We start from the raw sequence: 20892 nt of genomic DNA, 5'->3' as shown, positions 1-20892 counted from the left end.
GATATTCCATGATCACGACCTCGTGGACAGCCGACGCAGAGAGACCGATCATCGGCCCTCTGCCACGTTTCCGCAGCCGCAATGCAGGAGAGCACATCATGCCGCTGACCACCGGGGGTCCCGGACGACTGGCAGGGTCTCGTAATCAACGGTCGCGAGATCGAGGTGTCCAGCCGGATGGTTTTCGAGCCCGTGGGCCGGAGGCGTAGCGAGACCAGTCGGTTGAGGCGCGGGTAGCGGCGCGGGTAGTTGTCTTGTGGTGGTAGCCGAGGGCGTCGGCGACGACGGGTGCGGGTAGTTCGAGGACATGCTGGTGCAGCGCGCCGACGCGGCCGGCGGTGCTTGGGATGCCGAGGGCTTTGATCAGTTCCCCGAGTGTTTCGGGGTGGATCGGCTGACCGGCGCGGCGGCCCGGGAACAACCAGCGGGCCTCGCGGTTGGTGGCGGTATTCATGTTGGTGCGCTGGTCGATCCAGGACAGCAGCAACTCCGCGACCGGGCCGGGGACCGGTGACGGTGGGTCACCGAGCCGCAGCCGAACGGTGTCGCTGTCGGCGATCACGTCGTCGAGGGTGAGCCGGACGATGCGGCTGACTGGCTGGGCGTAGAGCAACACGATCGCCGCCGCGACGCGGGACCGCAGCGGCTGGTCAGGCTCGGTGAGCAGTCGGCCGAGCAGGTCGATCCTCTGCTGTTGCGGCATCGGTGTTGCCGGGCCGATCACGACGGTGGGAAGCCGGAATCGGCGGGTGAGCTTGTTGGCGATGCACCAGTGCAGAAACCCTCGGATCGAGGTGCGGGCGTGGACATTGTGTTCGACATGCCAGGCATCGATGTCGGCCTGTCCGCAGTCGGCCAGCTCGAGGTCGTGTTCGGCGAGCCAGCCGAGGAACTGTGTCGCCTGGGTGATCTGGTCGCTGAAGCCCCGCCTGCTGCTGACGGTGAGTGGATTGCGTTCGGCTCGTGCCCGCAGCCGGGGCGCAACGTCCCAGGCGGCGAACCGCTTGATCAAGCGGGCATGCTCCGGATCGGTGCCCGCCACTTCTGTCAGCGATTGAAGAACATCCAGGATGTTCTCGTACGCGGCTACTTCTGCTTGCTACGTGCGACGGCTGCGGCACATGCACGTCATGTGCGCGATGTCGGTGCGGTGAGGCTGAGCTCGAAGCGGGCGAAGAACCAACCACAATAGACTGACGGCAGTTCGACAGTCTAAAATGTTGGCTTGCGCTCGACATCGCTGCATCGACTGGAAGGCTCGGACAGTGGCATTGCTGACATGGACGCTCAAAATGAGCGAAGACCAGGCCAAGACGTGGGATCAACTGGTCGCCGACCTGGCCGAAGAGATCGGCCGCGGCCAAGTCGGTCGAAGCAAATTGACCCGCAAGGAGCTCGTCGAGACGCTGGTCGTGCTCGCGCGTACAGACAAAACGGTGCGTAAGCGGCTGGCCGATGAACTGAGGGCGCAGACGGTCAGCTGACCGTCACATCGGATCTCCACCCCCGCTCGTGCAGCGATAGATCGATTTCTCAAGGCCCGGAGCCGGATTGGCTCCGGGCCTTTCGTGTGCGCCGGAAAGCGTGGTCGCGCCGCGGTCGCAACCCCGATGCCATCAACAGTCTGGACTGTTGAAATGCTGGACTGTTAGACTGCTGATAATGATTCGGCAGCGACTCTCTCGGAGGAAGACATGTCCACCGCCACCGCCCAGACCTCCCGCACCACCTCCCGGAGCCTGTTCCTCGGTGTGCTGCGCCTGCTCGGCGCCGCATTCGAATTCCTGTTCAGCAAGCCCGTTGTGTTGGCCGGCCTTTTCGTCGTCGCGGCCGTCGCGCAGATCGCTCTGCTGCTCACGGTCAACCGCGCCCCCGCCGAGACACTGATGCCATCCACCGCGGCGATCGCCCACCACGACACCGCCACCGCCGCGGACTGCGTCATGTTCTGCGCACCGATCACCCCGGACGAATCTGCCCCGCCCGTCGCCGACACGGCGACCGACCGGACCGATGTGCTCGCGGTGCGCCTGGTCTCGTCCGTCTCCTCGCTCACCGCGCCGAACTGCTGGATGTTCTGCTCGGCCGCCGATCCCGGTTGGCGTCTGGATCTGTAGCCCGCAGCCCGTACCGCCTGATCGACTCGACGAACTCGGAGGACCAACCCGTGAACACCCGCTACCGGCCCGCCCGGCAGTCGAACATGTTGCTGCGCAGCGTTTTTGGACTCTTTATGTCGGAGCTCGGCTATACCGTGGCAAGAGCGCCACATCCGTCGGCGCACACGCACAGGCAGGGGTGAACGACGATGTTGGTCCTCAACGCTCGAACGGAGATTTCGGGCAGCGAACAGCGGGTCATCGACTGGATGCGGACGTGGACGGGGGAGTATGCCTTCTCCGGCGTCGCGATCTCCGGCTGCTACATCCCCGACCGGCGCGGCCGCAGCCAGGAAGCCGACCTCGTCATCATCACGCCGCAGACCACCGCCGTGATCGAGGTGAAAGGCACCGTGCCCGAAGCGATGTCGGGTGTGCTGTCCACCCCGGCCAACGGGCGCTGGCACCTCAGCGGCTACACCGGCGACCCGGTGCATGTGCGCGACAGCGACACCAACCCGATCGGCCAAGCCCGCACCAACTCACTCAACCTCAAGAATCTGGCCGAACCGATCAATCCCAAGGCGTTCGTCGCCACGCTGGTGCTGGTGGTCCCGCCTCGCCGATCCACCATGACCCTGCAGACCGAATCGCTGCCCGTCGGCTGCGACGTGCTGCTCGGGTCCACCCAGAACGATCTACGCGCCTGGTTCCACCGCGCCAGCCGCCGCCGCGAAACCGTCTGGACCGCCGAGCAGGTGCACGCGCTGCTGGCCGCGCTGAACTTCGCCGACGCGGTCGGCATCGACGACCTGGTCGCCGAAGGCTTCCCCACCGCACAGGCCTCGCCGGCCACCGCCGTCGTCACCGGGAATCCAGGGCTGGCCACGGTCACCCCGCTGCCCTCCCGTCCCCCGATGCCGACCCCAGCGCCAGCTGCTGCCTCAGCACCGCTGTCGAGCAGCCCCGGGGATCTCGGGCGCTCCCCCAGCGATGCTGCGCCCGACTACTCCAGCTACGCGCCCACCCCGGCCGCAACCGCGCGGCGCCCGAGCAGCGGCTGGGGACAGCGCCTGGCCGCGACGGGCGCGATCGTCCTTGTCGGCGGCGGCGTCTGGATCCTGGCGCAGGCATGCTCCGCCGACCAAACAGACCCCGCACACGAACCGGTCACGCACTCGACGAGCGTCGAGGAACCCGCACCGCCGGTCGAGGCGCCTCCGGCGCCCGAGCGCCCAGCACCAGCGCCCGGGCGGGCACCTGCGCAGGGCTGCTACCCATTCCAATCGAACTGCAACTGACCAGAGAGTGGATGCGATGAACACGCGCACGATCACCCACAACCCGGGGAGCGGGACAGTGCGGCAGTGGTCAGCGCCGGCCGCGCCAGAGAACACTGCACATCGGTCCTCCATCGCGCCCCGACGCGAGGTGCGCACACTCCATCGGGCGGGGTGTGAGGTCTACGCCGACACCGGGCGACCGGTCGAGGAGCGGCTGGGTTCGCACGTCGTCCTCTGGATCGTTGACGACGCCGACGCGTGGGCCTCCGCGATTGAGGCTGAGGGCGATGCCGAGTTGGACCGGTGGCCGAAGAAGGATCGCCGCTTGGCTGAGCGCCGACGCTCACAGCGATACGAAGCTGCCACGCGTATACGTGCCCAGGGCGCGCGCCGATCCTGGTACTCCCACTTTCACAGCGCCGCCGACGCCGAGGCGTGCGCGGTCGACCTGCGTGTAGCGCACTGCAACCCGGGCGTCCGCTACGAGGTCGCCGCGATCACCGGCGCCAGCAGCTGCCCCAACTGCCACCAACCGATGATCCAGGCGGACGGTCAGTGGCGACATCATCTCGGCAACAACTCGGTCGAATGCGCGGATCGTCGGGATCCCGCCGTCGATGAGGCGGCCGATGCCGATCATGCTGAGGGAAAGTGGACTATCGACGTCGGCATGGGAACGATGACCTGCGGCTAGTGCAACGAGACTGTGGGATGGGCCCAGGCGGCCAGCCACGTCCGGTTGACCGGCTACCACCTGCTCGGCATCGAGCGAGCAACCAGCAAGCTGATCGTCCTCGCCGAAGCCGCACTTCCAGACAGCGACCGGATCACCTTCCTGCCCCACCACTGCCACAACATTCCTGACCAGGAGCGCGCCCGCTGGACCCCAATCCCCGCTGGCGCCAACTGATCCCGATCCTCCGGTCGACCATCTCAGCATTGGCGCAATTCTTACCGTGACCAGGGTGGAAAACCCGGCTGTCACGCTCACCGCCATGTTCATCACCGTTGTCGTATGGATCTACGTGGTGTTGTTGCTGGTCGGCGCCGGCTTTTTCGGCGCTGCTCGTCTCGGTTTCGGTCTGGCCTACTGGCGAGCCGGGACCGCCGAGCACCGCCACTACATCCGCACCTGCGCACGCATCCGCCGCACCTGGCGACGGCTGGCGCGGCAACTGGGCTTGTACCTGCTCGATGACCTGCCCAGCCTGCGAGACCGTTGGAAGGGCCGCCATCGCGCCGAGCATCCACGCATCCGCACGCCGCGGATTCAGCGGATCCACGCCGACGCAGACGGTGTAATCATCGACCTGGAGACCGTGCCCGGCGTCGGCCTGGCCGAAGTCGCCACGCACACCGCGCATCTGGCCGACCACTGGCGCGTGGAACAGGTGCAGGCACGCAGGCCCGCGCCCGGCCGGATCCAGCTGCGCGCCACCAACCGAGATCCCCATGCGCCGCGCGTCATCTCGCCGAAGATGCGAAGGTGAACCATGGCTGAGTTCACGATCACTCTCGACGACCGGCTGGCCGCGCTGGTTCAGGCCGAGGCCGCGGGCGATGTCTCGGCGTGGATCGCGAAGGCGTGCACGTCCCGGTTGCTGCGTCAGGAGGCCGAAGCCCTGGCCGCCTGGCAGCGGGCGCACCCGGCCGAGACCGCCGCCCAGTACGCCGAAGCGGAAGCCGAACGCGAATTCGTCGATGAACTTGAGCGATTGCACGCCGAGCACGGCGAACTCACCGCCGAAAAGATAGCCGACACCGAGCGGCGAGTCCGCGCACTGCTGGAGCGCGAACAGTAGGCCAGCGCGCCAAGTCCGACCACCTACACCCTCCCCCCTGCGCCCCGGGGGTACCCATCCTCCACCCCCGGGCACCCCTCTCCGGGGGCACCCACCCCCACCCCGGGTGGAGGAGGGTGCCCGGGGTTGGTTCGAGGTGCTTTCGCTGTTGGCAGGGTGCAAAAGGTGTGCCAGCGCATACCCTGCGGGGGTTCTCCGGCAGGTCCGCGCTGAAGGGGCGAGCGGGGTTACTTGCGCCAGCGGCGCCACCACCGCGCCGGATCCGATTCGGCCGCTGCCGGTGTTGTCATCGAGGTCGACCGGCGTGTGCGGCGATGGCGGGTGCTAGTTCGTTCTGCGCGGGAGGCCAGCCAGCCGCGGCAGCTGGCCAGGTCGAGCAGATCGGTCGACGGATCGGCGTCTATCCGGTCCGGTTCCCGCCGACGACGTTTCATTCACGGTGAACACGCACGGATCAGCTGAGCAAGTTATATGTTGTGCTGCGTAAGTGAGGGCGCGGTGCGCGAGATGTCCCCTCAGTCGTTGTCGTCGAGACGTTCCAGCGCCTGCATGACCCATGGCAAGGTGCCTTTGGCGAGGCGGTACTCCAGCACGGTCGGATTTTTCTGATCGCGGGTGCGGCGTACCTCAACCAGGCTCGGCGGCGGCGCCCTGTGTGGTGTCGTGTCCATGGCGGCCGCCCGCAGTGCGGACGTGATCGCGGCCAGGCTCTTGTAGCCGGTGATCTCCTTGACTCGGGCCGGTGTCGCTGCCCCGCCTTCAGCGGCCAGGAGCCGGATCAATTTGAGGCCAGTCGGACTCGTGTTCTTCAGGAAGCGTGCGACAAGCACGTCACTCCACACGAACTCGTCGTCCTCCAACTTCATGCCACGCCGCGCCGCGGTGTCGGAAAGCGGCAAGCGCTCAGCGAGCGCCACCTGTGCGGCGAGCAGGCCCAACTGCACCCGGAATTCGATCGACCTGTTGGTCGTGTCAGCGACCATCGCGATGCGCAGCTGCTCGCGCGCCACTTGGAGCGCATCGACATCCCCCGGATCCAGCATGTCGCAGAGGCTATACCGCCAACCCGAGTCTGGGTGGGGCACTTGTGATCTACGTTTGGCGATCATGACCAGCAGCAGTCCATCGGGCCGCCGATTCGACGAGCAGACGCAGCAGGTTCATGCGGAGATCCGCGCGTTGATCGCCGAGCACAGAGAGCGTAAGCGTCATGACCGCATGTACTTGGCGCACCTCGACGCCGAGGAGCGGATGCTCGACAAGCACATGCCGGTCGATGGGCATGACAGCGCCTGCGGGGACTGCGGTACCCGGTGGCCGTGCGAGGTGATCAAGACGCTGCGGGATCCCAGGCATTACTGGGAGGGCTGACCAACCACTCACGGACCGATCGGTATGCAATACTCGAACATGTGTTCGATGACGCGGGCGTGGTGGCGCTGACTGGTCTTCCCCGAGACCAGCAGCTCGCCGAACTGCGCGCCCGCATGGCCGCCATTCCTGGCCGCATCGGCGCCACCGAACCGCCGCCGCTGTCCGCCATGTCGTCTACTGCGGTGATCCCGGTGGCCGGCGGGCTCGGTGAGGCGCTACCAGAGGGCGGGCTGCCACGCGGCGGCGTAGTCGCCTGTACCGGCCGCCGGACCCCGCTGGTCGGCCTGCTCGCCGCTGTCACCGCGGCCGGCGAATGGGTCGCGGTCGTTGGTCAGCCGCAGCTGGGGTTATTGGCCTTCACCGAGATGAACGGTGACCTCACCAAGCTCGCTCACATCCCCGATCTCAAAGGCGAGGACCCGCTCACGGTCGCCGCGGTGCTGCTCGACGGTGTTGACGTCGTCGTCCTGGACGTCGATGGCGTCGCGCCGCCGAACAGGATGCGTGCCGTGCTCGCCCGCCTCCGTAGCCACGATGGCGTTCTTGTTGTCACTGGCCCGGGTTGGGCGCGCCCGGATCTCGAAATCCAGTGTGAGCTCGCCGAATACAGCGGCCTGGGCGCCGGGCGCGGACGGTTGCGGTCCATGACGTTCGACATCCAGGTTTCCGGCCGCGCCGCCCGGCGGCCGCGCACCACCCGTGTCCAGCTCGATGGTGCCGCCGCCCAACGGTGCAGCTGGACCCGCCAGGCTTCGACCACCAGCGCGGTGCCGACGTCGATCGCGCGGACCGGGTGAGCGCGATGACTGGGGATCGGCAAGCGACTATTAGAACACTGACGCCGCCGCGTCGGGTCCGTGTCGATCCGCGACGGGCATGGGTGCTGCCGGTCAGAGAGACCGAACGTGTCATGCCAGTCACGCTCGGAGAGAAGGCATTCGCCCTTGACCTGCGCCTGGGCGAGGAATGGATCCCTGCCCGCGCCTACCGATGGGCACGGATGAATGTGGGCACCGCCCCAGCCTGGTTCCTCGAGGTCGAGTTTCAGCTGATGACGCGGAATGGTCTCACTGGCGTCGCTCTGCGTCAGTGGGTGCCTTGGGACGCTGTTCAACCCGAATGAGCCGCTGACAGCGCCGAGAATGAGCAACGAAACCTATTGCCGCAGCTACGACTGTCCGGTCCTGTTGGGCTGGGACTGCCGGGGGATGGGCGTTCGTCCACAGCTCGCAGCAGCCTACTACAGGATTCACAAAACAGGAGCAACTACAGGGGATCCGGCGATTCCTGCTTTGACCTGCGGAAATCTGATGTATGGGTCGGCCGTTTATGCGTGACGGTCGGCCGTTTATGCGCAGCGTCCTGGCTCTTTGCACCTCGCTCGGTCGGCCGTTTATGCGTGGATAACCACGGTCAGCGGCCGAGTTATCCACAGGTGCCGCCTCGACCAGGACGGTCGGCCGTTTATGCGTGAGGCGACGGGTCCGAACCTCATGCCGCGGACACGGTCGGCCGTTTATGCGTACAAGGGACGAACACGACCAGGCCTGTTGACAAGGACTAAACCCAGGCCGCCGCCGTTCAACAGTCCATCTGGACGCCATGAATCCAGGCCAGGGGGTGATCGTCCAACCAGCATGGTCGGCCGTTTATGCGTGAGTTGGGGGACGAGGGGGAGCTGTTGTTGATGAAGGAGGACACGCCCGGTGAGGCGGTCGCGGCGGGCCGAGGGCCGTGGAATGCTTACCGCCATGTCGTCGGCCCGCAACCTGGAGCAAGCCCGCGCGGTGGCTGAGCTCTGGACCGCGGAAGAACAGGAGATCGGCTACCTCGCCAAGCTGTTCTCCCAGACCTCCCTGCCGTACCAGGATCCCGGCGATATTCCGGTGTGGTACCGCCGCAACGGCGCCCTGACGTTGACCGTGCAGCCAGGCATGCTCATCGACGCCGCCGGCAACGCGAAAAGCCTCGGATACCCATACGGCACCGTGCCGCGACTACTTTTGACGTGGCTGTCCACCGAGGCCGTGCGAACCAAGAGCCCGGAACTCGTGCTCGGAGCGTCGCTGACCGACTTCATGCGCAAGCTCGAACTGACCCCCACCGGCGGAAAGACGGGCACGATCACCCGGCTACGCCGCCAGATGGAGCGGCTGTTCCAGTCGACGCTGTCGGTACGGATCGACGACGGTGACCCCGACCATCAGGCCGGCGCCAAACTATCCGTCGCGTCCAGCTACGACCTGTGGTGGGCAAAGGATTCCGCCGATCAGCCGTCACTGATGCCCTCCACCGTGCGGCTCAGCTACGAGTTCTTCGAAGAGGTCACATCCCGGCCGGTGCCGATGGACCTCGGCGCGCTGCGGGTTCTGCGCAGATCGCCGATGCGCCTGGACATCTACGCCTGGCTCACCCACCGCATGAGCTACCTGCAGCGGCCCACTGTCATCTCATGGGATCTGCTGCGACTGCAGTTCGGATCGAACCTCAAGGACACCAAGCAAGGCAGAAGCCAGTTCAAGCGCGACTTCGAGCGTCACCTCCAGCAGGTCCTCGCGGTCTACCGCGATGCGCGCGTCGACATCCTCGACACCGGAGTGATGCTGAAACCCAGCCTGACCCACGTCCGGTTCAAAGGAATCCGGGCCTTGGAGCGCAGCAGCACACGGTGAACCGTGCCGGTCGATTCGAGTTGCGCCAACCAGACCTGCTGCGCCCGCTCGATGTGGCGGAGCTGCTGGTGCTCGACGAGCCGGAAGCCAGCATGCCTCGGACTCCTTTCCCGCTCGGGGGAGCTGATAGCGGCGGCCGCGCACCATCCTCGGCCCCGGTCTAGGCCGAGCCGAGGGGCAGTGCCGCGCCTGTTTCACAAGGTGCCGAGGTGGGCGAGCAAGAGAACGGTGAGGGTGACGGTGCCAGCGAAGCCGACGCCTCCTTCGCGGATCGCGGCGGCGAGATGGGCGCCACGGGCGTGGGCGAGCAGACCGGTGACAATTCCAATGATGATGCCGAACAGCACGGCGATGGTGAGAAGCAGGGCCTTGAGGATTGGGTCGTGCATGGGTTTGCCTTCTGGGAGGTGTTATAGGGGTCGGATCCCAGCACAGCGCTCCCATCCAGGCTCCGAAAGTTCCCAGGAGCGGATATCGTGCGTGAATGCGCATGTCAGGCACGGGTTTTCGAGCGTGCGATTTCTGTCGAGTCGCGGTGACTCGCGGTGACTCACGCGTGGACAGGGCGGCGTAGTCGCTATGTCTGGACCGCGAGAGCAGTTCTTCGCCAAGCTCGATGCCCTGCGCCAGGCCGCGAGATCCCCGTCGGTGCAAGTGATCTCCCGCGAAGCCAACGTGCCCGAGGGCACGCTCAGAAGTTGGTTCCCGAAAGACAAGACCAAGCGGCGGACGGTTCCACGCATCGAAGCTCAGCTAGAGCAGGTACTGGTGTTCTTGCTGCGACGAGCTGGGCGACTGCCAGAACGGGCGGTGCTCGACCGCCGCACCCGTGAAGAGTGGTCGCAGCTACGCCGCGCAGCTACGGAGTCCGCCGACATCGATATCGACACCGACTCAAGGCCGGCATGGGCAGGCTTGGTGGAACAGCTCGCCGATGATGGTGAGCTACCACATGCGGACCAGCTGGATCCCTACCAGCTGGGCGCGACACCAACCCGATTCGGTCAGTGGGGCAATTCCGGCACCGGACAAGACGAGTACGTGCCCCGTACCGCGAGGGATGTGGACAAACGGGTGGCTGCGGGGCTTGCGAGTCATCGGATGGTCGTGGTTACCGGACCGTCGAAAGCTGGCAAGACCCGCACTCTGTTCGAGGCCCTCCGCCGCGAACTACCACAGGCCCGTGTCATAGTTCCGGCCCGCGGGGCGCTACACCGAGTCCCAGACCACCCCGAATTCGTCGCCAGCACCGAGCCAGTAGTCATCTGGCTGGAGAACCTGCAGGACTTCCTAACGACTGATCACCCAATCACCCCCGCACTACTCACACATCTGGCCGCCCGGCCTGCGCGAACCGTCGTAGCAGCCACACTACGCAGCGAGGCGCTCGAACTGCTGCGGCGCGATACCGGTGAACTCACCCACGACACCCGCACCGTGCTGGAGCAGGCGTTCCAGGTTGAGCTTTTCCCGACCAGCCTCGATCCCGTAGAGCACGCAGCTGCTGCCGCAGCCTATCCATCGTTGAACCTCGACCGATACGGACTAGCCGAAGTCCTGGCTGGTGCTCCAGAACTCCTGCGCCGCTACGACACCGCCCGCAACACCGACCCGATCCTGCGTGCTGTTCTCGAAGTAGCCATCGACTGGACCCGTATCGGCCGCCCTGACCCGATTCCGGAAGCCATCCTGGGCACGCTGGCTCTGACCAGCATCGAAGACCAGCGAGCCGACCTCGACGTCGACCCTGCCGCCGTGCACACCGCTATCGCAGTCGCGCGCGCTCCATCCATGGAAGTGGGGCGCGTCGCGGCGTTGAGCGTTGAGCGACTCTCAGACCGATCTCGTGCCTATCGGCCCTTCGATTACCTGGTAGCCGCCGACGACGGGCAAGACCACCCGCCCCGTCCAGTTACGGACGACTTCTGGCACAGCGCTACTGAGGACGCTGAACCCCGAGTCCTGCGTGCCGTTGGGTTCACGGCTTACCTTCGCGGTCGGCCTACGGAGGCCGAGACCCTGTGGCGTAACTCCGCCGACGGCGGCGACTCGGAGGCCATGCATAACCTGGGTGTCCTGCTGTCCGGTCGTGGTGACATCGGTGAAGCCGAAATCTGGTGGCGGCGTGCCGCCGACGCTGGTGACTTGGACGCCATCTACAACCTCGGTCTCCTGCTGTCCGGTCGCGGCGACACCGAGGAAGCGGAAGTCTGGTGGCGGCGTGCCGCCGACGCCGGCAGCACGCGTGCCATCTACAGCCTGGGGCTTCTGCTGTCCGGTCGCGGCGACACCGAGGAAGCCGAAACCTGGTGGCGCCATGCGGCGGTCGCCGGCTATCCGGTCAGCATGAACAATCTCGCGACTCTGCTGTACGAGCGTAGCGACACCAGTGAAGCCGAAATCTGGTGGCGGCGTGCCGCCGACGCTGGTGACTTGGACGCCATGTACAACCTCGGTCTCCTGCTGCGTGAGCGTGGTGACATCGGTGAAGCCGAAATCTGGTGGCGACGTGGCGCCGACACCGGCGATCCAGAAGCTATGAACAATCTCGGGACACTGCTGCGTGAGCGTGGTGATACCGAGGAGGCCGAAGCTCGGTGGCGGCATGCGGCGGCCACCGGCCACGTGGGTGCCATGTACAACCTGGGACTTTTGCTGGCCAGCCGTGGTGACACCGGTGAAGCCGAAACCTGGTATCGCCGTGCCGCCGACGCCGGCCACCTGGACGCGATGTACAACCTGGGGTTCCTCCTGGCTGGCCGTGGTGACACTGGCGAAGCCGAAACCTGGTATCGCCGTGCCGCCAGCGCTGGCGACCTGGACTCCATGCACAATCTTGCGCTTCTGCTGCGTGAGCGTGGTCGTACCGGAGAAGCCGAAGCCTGGTTGCGGCGTGCGGCCGACGCTGGCCACATGCGCGCAATGTTCAAACTGCAGCTTCTGCTGCGAGAGCGGGGCGACACCGGCGAAGCCGAAACCTAATTGGGAACCGCCGTAGATGACCGAGCGGCGGTCTTCCTCTACGGGAGGCCGGGGCCGATGACGGTACTGCCCTTGCCGCTAGGGCCTGACGTTGTTGCGGATGGTTAAGCCGGAGCGCCCGCCGGGCAACGCTTTACGAGCTAGCCAATCAGTCGCTTGGGTGAGAATTCGAGCCGCTTTGTGGGAGCCATTTTCAAATGGCGATTTTCGGGCCAGAAACGTCCGTTTGGATGTGCAATCTGGACGGGATTGGACACCAGAGGAGGCGTCCAATGCCGCAGCTCAGTGCGTTGGATCGGGCGTGTCCGGGGGCTGGATCCGTATTTCATTGCAGGCCGGTTGTTTTGGTCCGTTTTGGGGTAGCAGTGACGGGTATGTGGGTGGAAGAATCGTGGAGCCCTCGGGTGCAGCGAGGGTCGCGCACAGGTAGCCAGATAGTGGCCAGAGGGGCGCGTGAAGTGCTGTGAAGTCCCTGATTTTGGGCTGCACCCAACTGGCGTGGGAGTTCGTGAGGCACACGGAGCTCGCCCGTCGGCATGGACCAGCCGCGGGATGCGAGTAGGCGGCGGTTGACGGGGATCCGCAGGGCGCGCTCCAGGCACTCGTGAGCGACATGCCCCTGTTGACGAGGAGTTTTGAGCGTGACCAGTCCTGTGTTCGTCCGCACCGCCGCGACGCCTGTGTGCCACTGCGGTGCCGAGCCGCACGGTTGTGACCTACACCCGGGGCCGGGCAGCTTCGAGCGCCCTCCTGCGACGAAGTGAGCACCGCGGTATCGACGGTGGCAGCCGGGGCGTCCGCCGCCGTCGCAGAAGAACTCAAACTCGAAAAGGATGCATTCCGTGGCCTACTACGCCATGCGCTGAAGACGTCGGGCAAGTCCGGGGCTCAGGTCGCCGACGACACCGGCGGAGTCATCAAACGCAGCACTGCCTACAACTATGCGAGCCCTACGTACACAGGGTTCCCGGACTCGGCCGAGCGCGTCGAGGCCTACTTGAAGGCGTGCGGATACGAGCACGTCCCGTTCGCGGTGCAGACGTGGAAAGACATCAAACGCAAGGAGTCCGCACCGCCCGCAGCGTTCACGGATCCGGCCGGGCTCGCCCACGCCCTGATCCCACCGACGACTACCAGCAATGCGCCCAGCGAGCTGCCGGACTCCCTCGTGCCGGGCAGCGATCTGCCGTTTCTCCAGCTTCCCCGACCGGTTACCGGCATCTGCACCGACGCCGATTGCCTTCTGGCGCATGCCAGCCGTGACGAGCTCGCTCTGGCGAAGACTGTTCTTTTGCCACGCTTCAGCTCGCCGCAGCGGGTCACCGAAACCAGGATGGACCCGGCACCGGCGTCCGCGCATGGCGGCGGCAAGTGGCTGTCGAGCCTGTTCACCGTGATGGCGTCAGCGCTGGTCGTCGCCCTGATGGTGGACTTGCTCGCGGTGCCCGTACACGCGGTCTCGGCCGCGGCCAGACTGCCCTGGGTGCTTCTCACCGCCGGCGTGGTCATGACGACGACTGTCGGCGCCCTGGTGCTCAGAGTCGGGTCGCGTCCGGGTACCGGTGACACGTGGTCCAAGCCCTGGACCACACGTGGAGTGATCGCGGTGTCGGTGACGGTGCCCATAGCGGTCTTCGTAGTCGGGCTGCTCGGCGAGCCACCGGCGGCGGCAGGACCGGCCATCGGCCTCGCAATGCTGCTCCTGGCCGCGCAATGGTATGCGACCGTTGACTTCTCCCGACTCTGTCATGTCGGCGACCGCTACCGCAGGCTGTGTGGGTTGGCCGAGTGCGCGGTGATCGGTGCCCTTTTCGGTCTCGCTGTCACGCTGATCCAGCTCGGGGAGGGGCTGCCGGTCGCCGGCGTTGTCTGCATCGGCCTCACGGTGGTCGTGGTCCTGCTGCACCTGCTCGGCACGACCATCGAGTCACTGTCGGATCCGGCGGCCCGGCCCGCTCGCCGACTCGCCGAAGTTCGCCGCGAAGTTCGGCGCGCGACCAAACCGACTCGGCATCGTCTGCCCCGCCACCAGCGGAGATCACGCCGCATCAGGGCGATTTGGGGGTCGATCAGCGCCGTGGTGATCCTGCACCAGAACTGGAAGTTCCAGCCTCGAGCCAAAGTCACACACCCTCAGCCCCACGTGAGCACCAGGTCCCATGCGAGTACCGAAACCGGTTACGCCGACCTGTACTTCGACGTGCTCGGCACTCGATTCCCCACAGCGCGCGCGAACACTATCCAAGGGCTGGCACACTCCGCGGACCGGTTCGACCTCACGGAGGTCATGCTGATAACGCCACTGAAACCCGCACCGAAGAAGACAGCCAGCCGACTGGCGCTGGCGGCGGCGCTGACCATGACCGGCCGCAGCTTCGGTAGCGAGTTCAGTTGGCTGCATCTGGCGCGATGGGCCTACTGCCAGGCTGGCGTGCTGATCCCATCCGACGCCGACGACCTATCGTTTGCGGGTGAGCCGATCGGTCCCGAAGACATCGAGCCCGGCGACATCATCATCCCTCCGTGCGGTGTCGCCGGCCTCTATGCCGGGGACGGCCTAATGCTGACGGTCCTGGGGCAGGTGCGGCTGGTGCCGTTGGAAACGGAGGTGAAGTACGCCGCCCTTCGTTTCTTTCTTCCTGATCACCGCCCGGCTCCTAATTTCTTCCCGGATCACTGGCTGCATCCGCTCGCACGCCCCGGCGTTGCGTGGCAGCCGCCGACGGGCACGTCACGGCTGCCGCGAGGATCCCGCCCGGCAAGTAGACCAGGACCAAAGACGACACCTCGGCTCACCGGACCGGAAACCAAGGAGCAGTACCCGGTGGCCGCCCCGTCGACGACAAAACCGCGCCGACTGTGGCGCAACCGAACTCGCCGCCGAGATCGCTCTGCCGAAGGCAAGCAGGTCAGCGTCCACGAGCTGCTGACTCGGTCGATGCGCCAACAGCAACCCGTCATTCCCACGGCCCCGCCGACGGTTGCCATGCAGCCGGCCGCCTCCTGGTCGTCGCAACACGACGTAGAGACCGCCCCAATACCGAAAAGCTCTCTGCTGCAACCGACAACGTTGGCATCGAAGACCGTGCTTCCAGCGTGGTCCGTGCGGCGCTGGCGCCGCCGGGACTGAGCGCCAGCGGTCCCACATGTCGACGTCCTCGACCCAGGAAGAGGTCGAGGACGTCGACGTGCCCAGGACTGCAGGGCATATCTCATTTTCAGCCTTGCCGAATAGATCGTCCGACAATCGGGCAACCTATCAATTCACGTCAAATATCGAGCTGCGGTATTCCGTTTCACGGAACCCGCGCTCGCCCATATCTCGGTGTACTGCTCGACAAAATCTAATTCCTGGTGCTGAGGGGTGGGCCATCGCTTGCCGACGAAGGCCCACCGGAATTCACCCCGAATCCATGGTCACATTCCATTGCGTGGAGTCCCGGGGGAGCGGAGGATCGGAAATCTCCGGCCGCCGCTCAAGCGACAGTCAACCATGATCCCGCTGTCCAAACAACCCAATCCCGGCCGTTCAACACCCATCCGACGCCTGGTCCAACTGGCCGTCCAGGAGTCGTCATCGCAGGTAGAGCGCCTAGCTCGGCGTTCCGTGAGCCTATCGCGGCGCGGGATCACAGCGTTCCTATTTTGTTATCTGGATAGGACTTTGGCGTCCAATTGGACCCGATATGGACCAAGTGCATTACCGTCGATGAACAACGCGCTATTGCGTCGGAATGGTGAAGATTTTTTGTTCAACTCCGGCTGGTCCTGAAGCGTTTTATGTGCCTAAGATCAACGCGTCCGCTCCACCGGAGGGGATGAGGTGTATCGAGTTGCCGCTCGATACACCTCCCGTCCGATCCACGAAGAAACACGCCTCACGGCGTGGGTCACATTCCAGATATGCGTGAGTCCGTGTTCGGCCGGTGCCTCCGACCGGACACGGACTTTCTTCAAGGAGCCGCCACGCGGCCTCCGAACAAGAGGAGTCAACCTGCAGTGCTGAACCACCACGGCCATACCGGCGCCAGCACCCAGCTGGTGCCAGGCCTCCGCAACCCCGAACTCGACAAGCCATCCACCGCGGTCGCGGCGTCCTCGGCGACGAGCACCGTACTGGACGATGCCGGCGACCCGGCGAGCACCGCAATGCCACAGCCTCGTCCCACGGTAGGGGAGCCCGTCGCGCCCGAAGCGACGATGGACCGCGCCGCCGCGTGGCTGATGTTCGGATTGACCCTGGCGTGCTTCGGCTTCCTGGGCTACCTCGTCACCATCGACCGCGCCGATCTGGCCAGCGGAGTCCCGGCCACCGTGGGCATCGTGGTAGCGATCAACGCAGTGGTATTCCGCAAGCACACCGTGGTCCAGCGCAACCTGCGACGGATGCGCCGCACGACCGCAGCAATCGCCCGCACGCTCACCGAGCTCCTCGAAACCGACACCGGACCAGGGGAGAGGAAGTGACAGGCGCGCCGAACCAGTAGGGCCACAACATGACGAGCCCCATCGACGGCACGCCCGCTGACTCGACTACCCACCACTCAGCGCGCCGCACCCGCGGTCAGCGCAGCAGCGCTCCGCCGTCGCACGACAGCGCACAGACCGCTACCCGGGAGACGGGAGTTCGCCGCGGCGCCATGGCAACAGCGCCTTTCACCCAAGTCAGCAACGCACTGTTCCGAGACACGCGGGTGTCGTTCAAGGCGAAGGGCATCTTCGGCTGGCTGTCCACCCACACCGAAGGGTTCACCGTGACGATCGAGTCCATCGTGCGCGCCGGCACTGAAGGCCGCGAGGCCGTCCGGTCCGGCCTGGCCGAACTGGAGCACTACGGCTACCTCGAACGGCGCCGAGAACGCCGACCCGACGGCACGCTCGGTGCGACCGCCTACTGCATCACAGACGTCGCCACCGCCACGGCACCCACTCTGTTGCCCACCCACGTTCCCGAGCCAGGATCCGGTAATCCAACATTGGCTGAACCTACGACGGGCTATCGGCTGAAGAAGAAGACCAGGAAGGAGAACATCAAACAGACAGCCAGAGCGAGCTCGTCGGCGACCGTGGAGATCGAGACCGTCGGCGCGCGACTGCTGCGCCAGCTGCGCCTGCAGAAGCCGGTGACCGAGCAGGTCATCCGCCAGCACGCAGCACGAGTCGACCGACACCTGCGAACCGGCTGGTCACCCACGCAGCTCGGGCACCACCTCGAGCAGCAATGCAACCATCCCGGGGTGACCAACCCGATGGGCCGACTGGTCGCGGCGATACGGGAAATCCCCGCCGATCCGCCGAATGACTTCGAGCCAACAACATCTGGACCCGGTGATCCGACGCCAGGAGATCCGTGCAGCACATGCGGTAGCCCGCACCCAGGCGGGATGATCACGGTGATCCAGGCCGGCGCCGAGGCCGCGGCTCCATGCCCCACCTGCAATCGGCGGGCACACAGCCACGAGAGCTCCTGACCAGGCGATTCGTTGTGGCGGTGGGTCGGGTCGAATAATGGCGAAGTGGATCAGCACAGCCTGTCCGAGCCTGGTTACCAGCTTGTGTGGCCGCGAGGGCTGTTCGCCGAGGAATCGGCCCGACTTCTCAACGTACGCGCAGAGCAGAGCTACCAGGACTGGAACACGTCCTGCGAGTTGCTATTGGAGCATGCGTTCGTCCGTGGATTCATCGACGGACCGCTCGCCGAGTTCCAGAAGCTGCCTCAAGTTCAAGAGGCCCCCCGCTTCCAGGACCTCCCCGCGATCAAGGCTGGAAAGGCTGTACCCGCCCGCTCGCTGTCCCCGCAACAAAAGTTCCTGCGCGAACTGCTCAACCACGGAACCCAGCTGCACGAAGATCCTCCGCCACGGCGACCGTATTACGGCGAGCGCAACACTCCGGCCGGCGAAGCTTCGGCGTTGACCATCAATGACGTGGCCCGTGAGATCGCTGATCTCACCCGTGACCTCGATCAAACCGGATACTTCGATAAACGCTTCGGGGTGAACTGTGATTCGGCCAGGCGAGAGCCCGGACCCGAGTGGATGATCGTCCGCGAGTTGAAGTTGACGGAACCGCCAGCGTGGCCGCTTGACCCGGACGAACTGACTGCTGACCCGGAACTGTTCTTCAGGCTCATCGAGATGCTGCACGACAACATCGCCCGCCCGAGGCGCGTGGAGAACAGCCACTACGAATTCGGCGAGGCGTGCACCCACTACACCGACTTCCATATCGGAACCGGCAAAGCGATCTACCGATGGCGAGTGAACAAGATCCTCGATCGTAGCGACCTGGATCTCCGTCTGGCCGAAGAAGGAGAGGATGTCGGACGCCTGGTCACAGCAACCGATCTCGGCCGCACCGACCTACTGGACGAACTCGCCTCCCGCGGCGGCCGCGAACCAGCCGCCGATGAAGTCCTCCAGGCAGTCGCCATGTTCCGGGCCCGCGGCGCTGGACGGCAGCAGAAACAGGCCGCACTCGCGATGCTTAGCCGCGTACTGGAGGAGCGCCGCTACAACGTCCTCGCCGAGGTGATGACGAAGAAAGACAGCGGTGCCCTGTTCGAGATCGCGAACGGATTTCACATCCGACACGGTGACGCCAGGATCAAACAGCAACGAGATTATGAGGACTACTACCTGGACTGGATCTTCTGGCTCTACCTTTCCAGCATCGAGCTGACCAACCGCGTCCTCGACGATCAAGCCCTCACAACCAAGCGTGATGCCGGGCGGGCGCTCAGTGACAACTAAGCCAGGAAATGGAACGCTGGTTTATCCGTGAATCACGACACCGTCGCTACTGCCGCCAGGCGCAGAAGTCTCCCACGCGGCCTCGCTCATCGGAGCGCGGCCGAGCAATCGGTCACACTCTGCCCCCGCGTGTTGGAGCCCTTCTTGTCGGTGGGGAGTGGGACTATTCTGCTGAATCCCTTGCAGGCGTTGTGATCTGAGGAGACTTCGTCGATGACTGCCAGCGTCCGAACCCACTACGGTCCGCTCGTGCTCGCCGACGAGGTCGGGTTGGCACGGTGGCAGTTCGAGAAGGCCGACGCAGCCGGAATGCTGCCCAAGCCCGGCCACATGCGGGGCTGGCTGCCCGAGCAGGTCGCGGACATTCGTGGCCTGGTGCCGCAGATCGTCGAGCGTTTCGGTGCTGAGCATCCGATCGGGTCGGCTCGCTGCGCTGATCGCCTCACACACCGTATCGGTCGGCCAGTGCAGCACAGCGACATCCATGCGCTTGCCGAGGCCGGGCACCTCGAGGTCGTCGACGTGTACCAGCCCCGCGGCGGGGGAGAGTACGAGCTGTTCGCGCCAGCCCAGGTTGACATGGTCACCGCCGAGGAGGTCGAGGCAGTGATCACCGCCCGCGAGGCCTGGACCGCGTCCTCAGTCACCGAGGAGGAGGCCTGCAGACGGTTGGGGTGGGATTGGCGTGAGCTCGCCGCGGTGGTGGCGGAGCGTCAGATCCAGAAAGGCCGGTTCGGCCGCTACCGCCGCGAGGACATCGACGCCCTGGCCGCGGAAGAGGAACTCGACGAGCGGATCCGCCAGGACCGGCTCGTTACCGCCGACGCCGCCGCCGAGCTGCTTGATGTCGTGCGCCGGCACTTCGACATTGCCGTCGAAGCCGGATGGGTGAAACCGAAAACGCACCATGACAAAGAAGTCGGCCGATACCGCACCGTATCGGTGCCGCTGTATCGCACTGGTGATGTTCTCGCGTTGCTGGATCTGCCCGACGTCGATTGGGAACAGGTGCGGGCGACCCCGAAGGGGGAGAAGTCGCCCCTGCTGGAGTTGGTCGGTGGGCGCGTGGTGTCACGGGCGAAAGCGATCCGCGCGTTCCTGGGATGGTTCGGTGCCGAGCACGGTATCGAGATGTGGGGCTGGTGGGTTCCTGGCCCGGACGTGTGGGAGATCGACTGGGAACGCATCGTCGGCGGCCCGACCAAGGCCGATGTCGAAGCCGCGATCGAGCAGAACCCGGTCCTGCGCAAGTACCGCTACGGCATGCAGTTGCACTCCGCTGCCGGCGCGGCGATCCGGTTCGCGCGCCGCATGCTCGAACCCGGCGCCGCGGTCATCCTCGACACCGAGACCACCGATCTGTACGGGGCGGTGTGCGAGATCGCGGTGATCGACGCCGCCACCGGCAAGACGTTGCTGAACACCCTGGTCAACCCCGGCCCGGGCGTTCCGATCGAGCCGGGAGCCTTTGCCGTGCATGGCATCACCGACACCGAGGTCACCGCCGACGGTGTTCCGGACTGGCCCACGGTGTACAAGCGGCTGCTGCGCATCACGAAGGACCGCATCGTTCTCGCCTACAACGCCGAGTACGACCGGTCTGTGATCACCTCCGACTGCACCCGCCACGGCATTCGCCGCACCCGCCTGGCCCACGCCAGCCATTGGGCCGACGTCATGGTCCCCCGATCCGACCACGCCCGCTCCCGGCGATGGCTGCCCAACGAAGGCGGCCATCGGGCGCTGTGTGATGTGCAGCAGACCCGTCAGCACTTGCTACGGATGACAGCACCCTGAATCGACACGCCCGCGCCACGCCGCATGATCAGCGGTGATCGGGAAATACCGCCCCGGCCCTCTATCGCGAGATCGCCGACGAGCTGGGCCCGTCGGAATCGGGTCGGTGTCGGCACTCCTCCGGACGCCGG

General features: G+C 65.7%; 19 protein-coding genes. 16 read left to right on the top strand and 3 right to left on the bottom strand.

The window, feature by feature from the left end:
• Window positions 1-145 precede the first annotated feature (145 nt).
• A complete protein-coding gene (locus NA4_RS15575) occupies window positions 146-1012 on the bottom strand; it encodes a site-specific integrase (protein ID WP_218022303.1) in 867 nt (288 codons plus the stop codon).
• Between the two features lie 280 nt (window positions 1013-1292).
• On the opposite strand from NA4_RS15575, the gene NA4_RS15570 reads away from it, so the two are divergent.
• From NA4_RS15570 to NA4_RS15540, 7 genes are all read left to right on the top strand, one after another.
• The gene (locus NA4_RS15570; protein ID WP_157129036.1) at window positions 1293-1484 is read left to right on the top strand and encodes a hypothetical protein; all 192 of its coding nucleotides are present in this window, start codon (window positions 1293-1295) and stop codon (window positions 1482-1484) included.
• Between the two features lie 210 nt (window positions 1485-1694).
• Complete coding sequence (locus tag NA4_RS15565; protein ID WP_067470346.1) at window positions 1695-2117, top strand: hypothetical protein; 423 nt, start codon at window positions 1695-1697, stop codon at window positions 2115-2117.
• A gap of 191 nt (window positions 2118-2308) precedes the next feature.
• The gene (locus NA4_RS15560; protein WP_067470345.1) at window positions 2309-3400 is read left to right on the top strand and encodes a nuclease-related domain-containing protein; all 1092 of its coding nucleotides are present in this window, start codon (window positions 2309-2311) and stop codon (window positions 3398-3400) included.
• A 16-nt stretch (window positions 3401-3416) separates the two neighbouring features.
• Window positions 3417-4076, top strand: coding sequence for a hypothetical protein (locus tag NA4_RS15555; RefSeq protein ID WP_157129035.1), 660 nt, complete (start codon window positions 3417-3419; stop codon window positions 4074-4076).
• Between the two features lie 12 nt (window positions 4077-4088).
• Window positions 4089-4292, top strand: coding sequence for a hypothetical protein (locus tag NA4_RS15550; protein ID WP_067470343.1), 204 nt, complete (start codon window positions 4089-4091; stop codon window positions 4290-4292).
• A gap of 46 nt (window positions 4293-4338) precedes the next feature.
• Entirely contained in the window at window positions 4339-4872 is a 534-nt protein-coding gene (locus NA4_RS15545) for a hypothetical protein (RefSeq protein ID WP_067470342.1), read from the top strand.
• A 3-nt stretch (window positions 4873-4875) separates the two neighbouring features.
• On the top strand, window positions 4876-5184 hold the full coding sequence (locus NA4_RS15540) for a hypothetical protein (protein WP_067470341.1): 309 nt from the start codon (window positions 4876-4878) through the stop codon (window positions 5182-5184).
• 515 nt (window positions 5185-5699) lie between these two features.
• Here the strand turns inward: NA4_RS15540 and NA4_RS15530 are convergent.
• Entirely contained in the window at window positions 5700-6227 is a 528-nt protein-coding gene (locus NA4_RS15530; protein ID WP_067470339.1) for a hypothetical protein, read from the bottom strand.
• A 64-nt stretch (window positions 6228-6291) separates the two neighbouring features.
• On the opposite strand from NA4_RS15530, the gene NA4_RS15525 reads away from it, so the two are divergent.
• The 3 genes from NA4_RS15525 to NA4_RS15510 all read left to right on the top strand — a co-directional run bounded on the left by NA4_RS15525 (window position 6292) and on the right by NA4_RS15510 (window position 9230).
• The gene (locus NA4_RS15525) at window positions 6292-6555 is read left to right on the top strand and encodes a hypothetical protein (protein WP_157129033.1); all 264 of its coding nucleotides are present in this window, start codon (window positions 6292-6294) and stop codon (window positions 6553-6555) included.
• A gap of 41 nt (window positions 6556-6596) precedes the next feature.
• Window positions 6597-7355, top strand: coding sequence for a DnaE2-dependent mutagenesis accessory factor ImuA' (gene imuA' / locus NA4_RS15520; protein WP_067470337.1), 759 nt, complete (start codon window positions 6597-6599; stop codon window positions 7353-7355).
• A gap of 954 nt (window positions 7356-8309) precedes the next feature.
• Window positions 8310-9230 carry a replication protein RepA gene (locus NA4_RS15510; protein WP_067470335.1) on the top strand — a complete coding sequence of 307 codons (921 nt, stop codon included), beginning with the start codon at window positions 8310-8312 and terminating at the stop codon, window positions 9228-9230.
• A gap of 194 nt (window positions 9231-9424) precedes the next feature.
• Here the strand turns inward: NA4_RS15510 and NA4_RS15505 are convergent, their stop codons facing one another.
• Window positions 9425-9619, bottom strand: coding sequence for a hypothetical protein (locus tag NA4_RS15505; RefSeq protein WP_067470334.1), 195 nt, complete (start codon window positions 9617-9619; stop codon window positions 9425-9427).
• A 190-nt stretch (window positions 9620-9809) separates the two neighbouring features.
• On the opposite strand from NA4_RS15505, the gene NA4_RS15500 reads away from it, so the two are divergent.
• From NA4_RS15500 to NA4_RS42605, 6 genes are all read left to right on the top strand, one after another.
• On the top strand, window positions 9810-12212 hold the full coding sequence (locus NA4_RS15500) for a tetratricopeptide repeat protein (protein WP_067470333.1): 2403 nt from the start codon (window positions 9810-9812) through the stop codon (window positions 12210-12212).
• Between the two features lie 760 nt (window positions 12213-12972).
• Window positions 12973-15342, top strand: coding sequence for an NlpC/P60 family protein (locus NA4_RS15495; RefSeq protein ID WP_067470332.1), 2370 nt, complete (start codon window positions 12973-12975; stop codon window positions 15340-15342).
• Window positions 15343-16211: 869 nt separating this feature from the next.
• Window positions 16212-16679 carry a hypothetical protein gene (locus tag NA4_RS15490; protein WP_067470331.1) on the top strand — a complete coding sequence of 156 codons (468 nt, stop codon included), beginning with the start codon at window positions 16212-16214 and terminating at the stop codon, window positions 16677-16679.
• 29 nt (window positions 16680-16708) lie between these two features.
• Window positions 16709-17683 (top strand): hypothetical protein, encoded by a 975-nt coding sequence (locus NA4_RS15485; protein ID WP_157129031.1) that lies wholly within the window; start codon window positions 16709-16711, stop codon window positions 17681-17683.
• 45 nt (window positions 17684-17728) lie between these two features.
• A complete protein-coding gene (locus tag NA4_RS15480) occupies window positions 17729-18964 on the top strand; it encodes a hypothetical protein (protein ID WP_218022302.1) in 1236 nt (411 codons plus the stop codon).
• A gap of 213 nt (window positions 18965-19177) precedes the next feature.
• Window positions 19178-20761 carry a 3'-5' exonuclease gene (locus NA4_RS42605; protein WP_067470329.1) on the top strand — a complete coding sequence of 528 codons (1584 nt, stop codon included), beginning with the start codon at window positions 19178-19180 and terminating at the stop codon, window positions 20759-20761.
• Window positions 20762-20892 lie beyond the last annotated feature (131 nt).

It is taken from the genome of Nocardia amamiensis NBRC 102102 (genome assembly GCF_001612745.1).
Taxonomy (GTDB): Bacteria; Actinomycetota; Actinomycetes; order Mycobacteriales; family Mycobacteriaceae; genus Nocardia; species Nocardia amamiensis.
This window is presented reverse-complemented; position numbering and strand designations above follow the sequence as displayed.

Excerpts from the sequence above, each read along its gene's own strand:
- NA4_RS15570 (WP_157129036.1), top strand. The coding sequence starts at position 1,293 with ATGAGCGAAGACCAGGCCAAGACGTGGGATCAACTGGTCGCCGACCTG.
- NA4_RS15565 (WP_067470346.1), top strand. The coding sequence starts at position 1,695 with ATGTCCACCGCCACCGCCCAGACCTCCCGCACCACCTCCCGGAGCCTG.
- NA4_RS15560 (WP_067470345.1), top strand. The coding sequence starts at position 2,309 with ATGTTGGTCCTCAACGCTCGAACGGAGATTTCGGGCAGCGAACAGCGG.
- NA4_RS15555 (WP_157129035.1), top strand. The coding sequence starts at position 3,417 with ATGAACACGCGCACGATCACCCACAACCCGGGGAGCGGGACAGTGCGG.
- NA4_RS15540 (WP_067470341.1), top strand. The coding sequence starts at position 4,876 with ATGGCTGAGTTCACGATCACTCTCGACGACCGGCTGGCCGCGCTGGTT.
- NA4_RS15530 (WP_067470339.1), bottom strand. The coding sequence starts at position 6,227 with ATGCTGGATCCGGGGGATGTCGATGCGCTCCAAGTGGCGCGCGAGCAG.
- NA4_RS15525 (WP_157129033.1), top strand. The coding sequence starts at position 6,292 with ATGACCAGCAGCAGTCCATCGGGCCGCCGATTCGACGAGCAGACGCAG.
- NA4_RS15510 (WP_067470335.1), top strand. The coding sequence starts at position 8,310 with ATGTCGTCGGCCCGCAACCTGGAGCAAGCCCGCGCGGTGGCTGAGCTC.
- NA4_RS15505 (WP_067470334.1), bottom strand. The coding sequence starts at position 9,619 with ATGCACGACCCAATCCTCAAGGCCCTGCTTCTCACCATCGCCGTGCTG.
- NA4_RS15500 (WP_067470333.1), top strand. The coding sequence starts at position 9,810 with ATGTCTGGACCGCGAGAGCAGTTCTTCGCCAAGCTCGATGCCCTGCGC.
- NA4_RS15485 (WP_157129031.1), top strand. The coding sequence starts at position 16,709 with ATGACGAGCCCCATCGACGGCACGCCCGCTGACTCGACTACCCACCAC.
- NA4_RS42605 (WP_067470329.1), top strand. The coding sequence starts at position 19,178 with ATGACTGCCAGCGTCCGAACCCACTACGGTCCGCTCGTGCTCGCCGAC.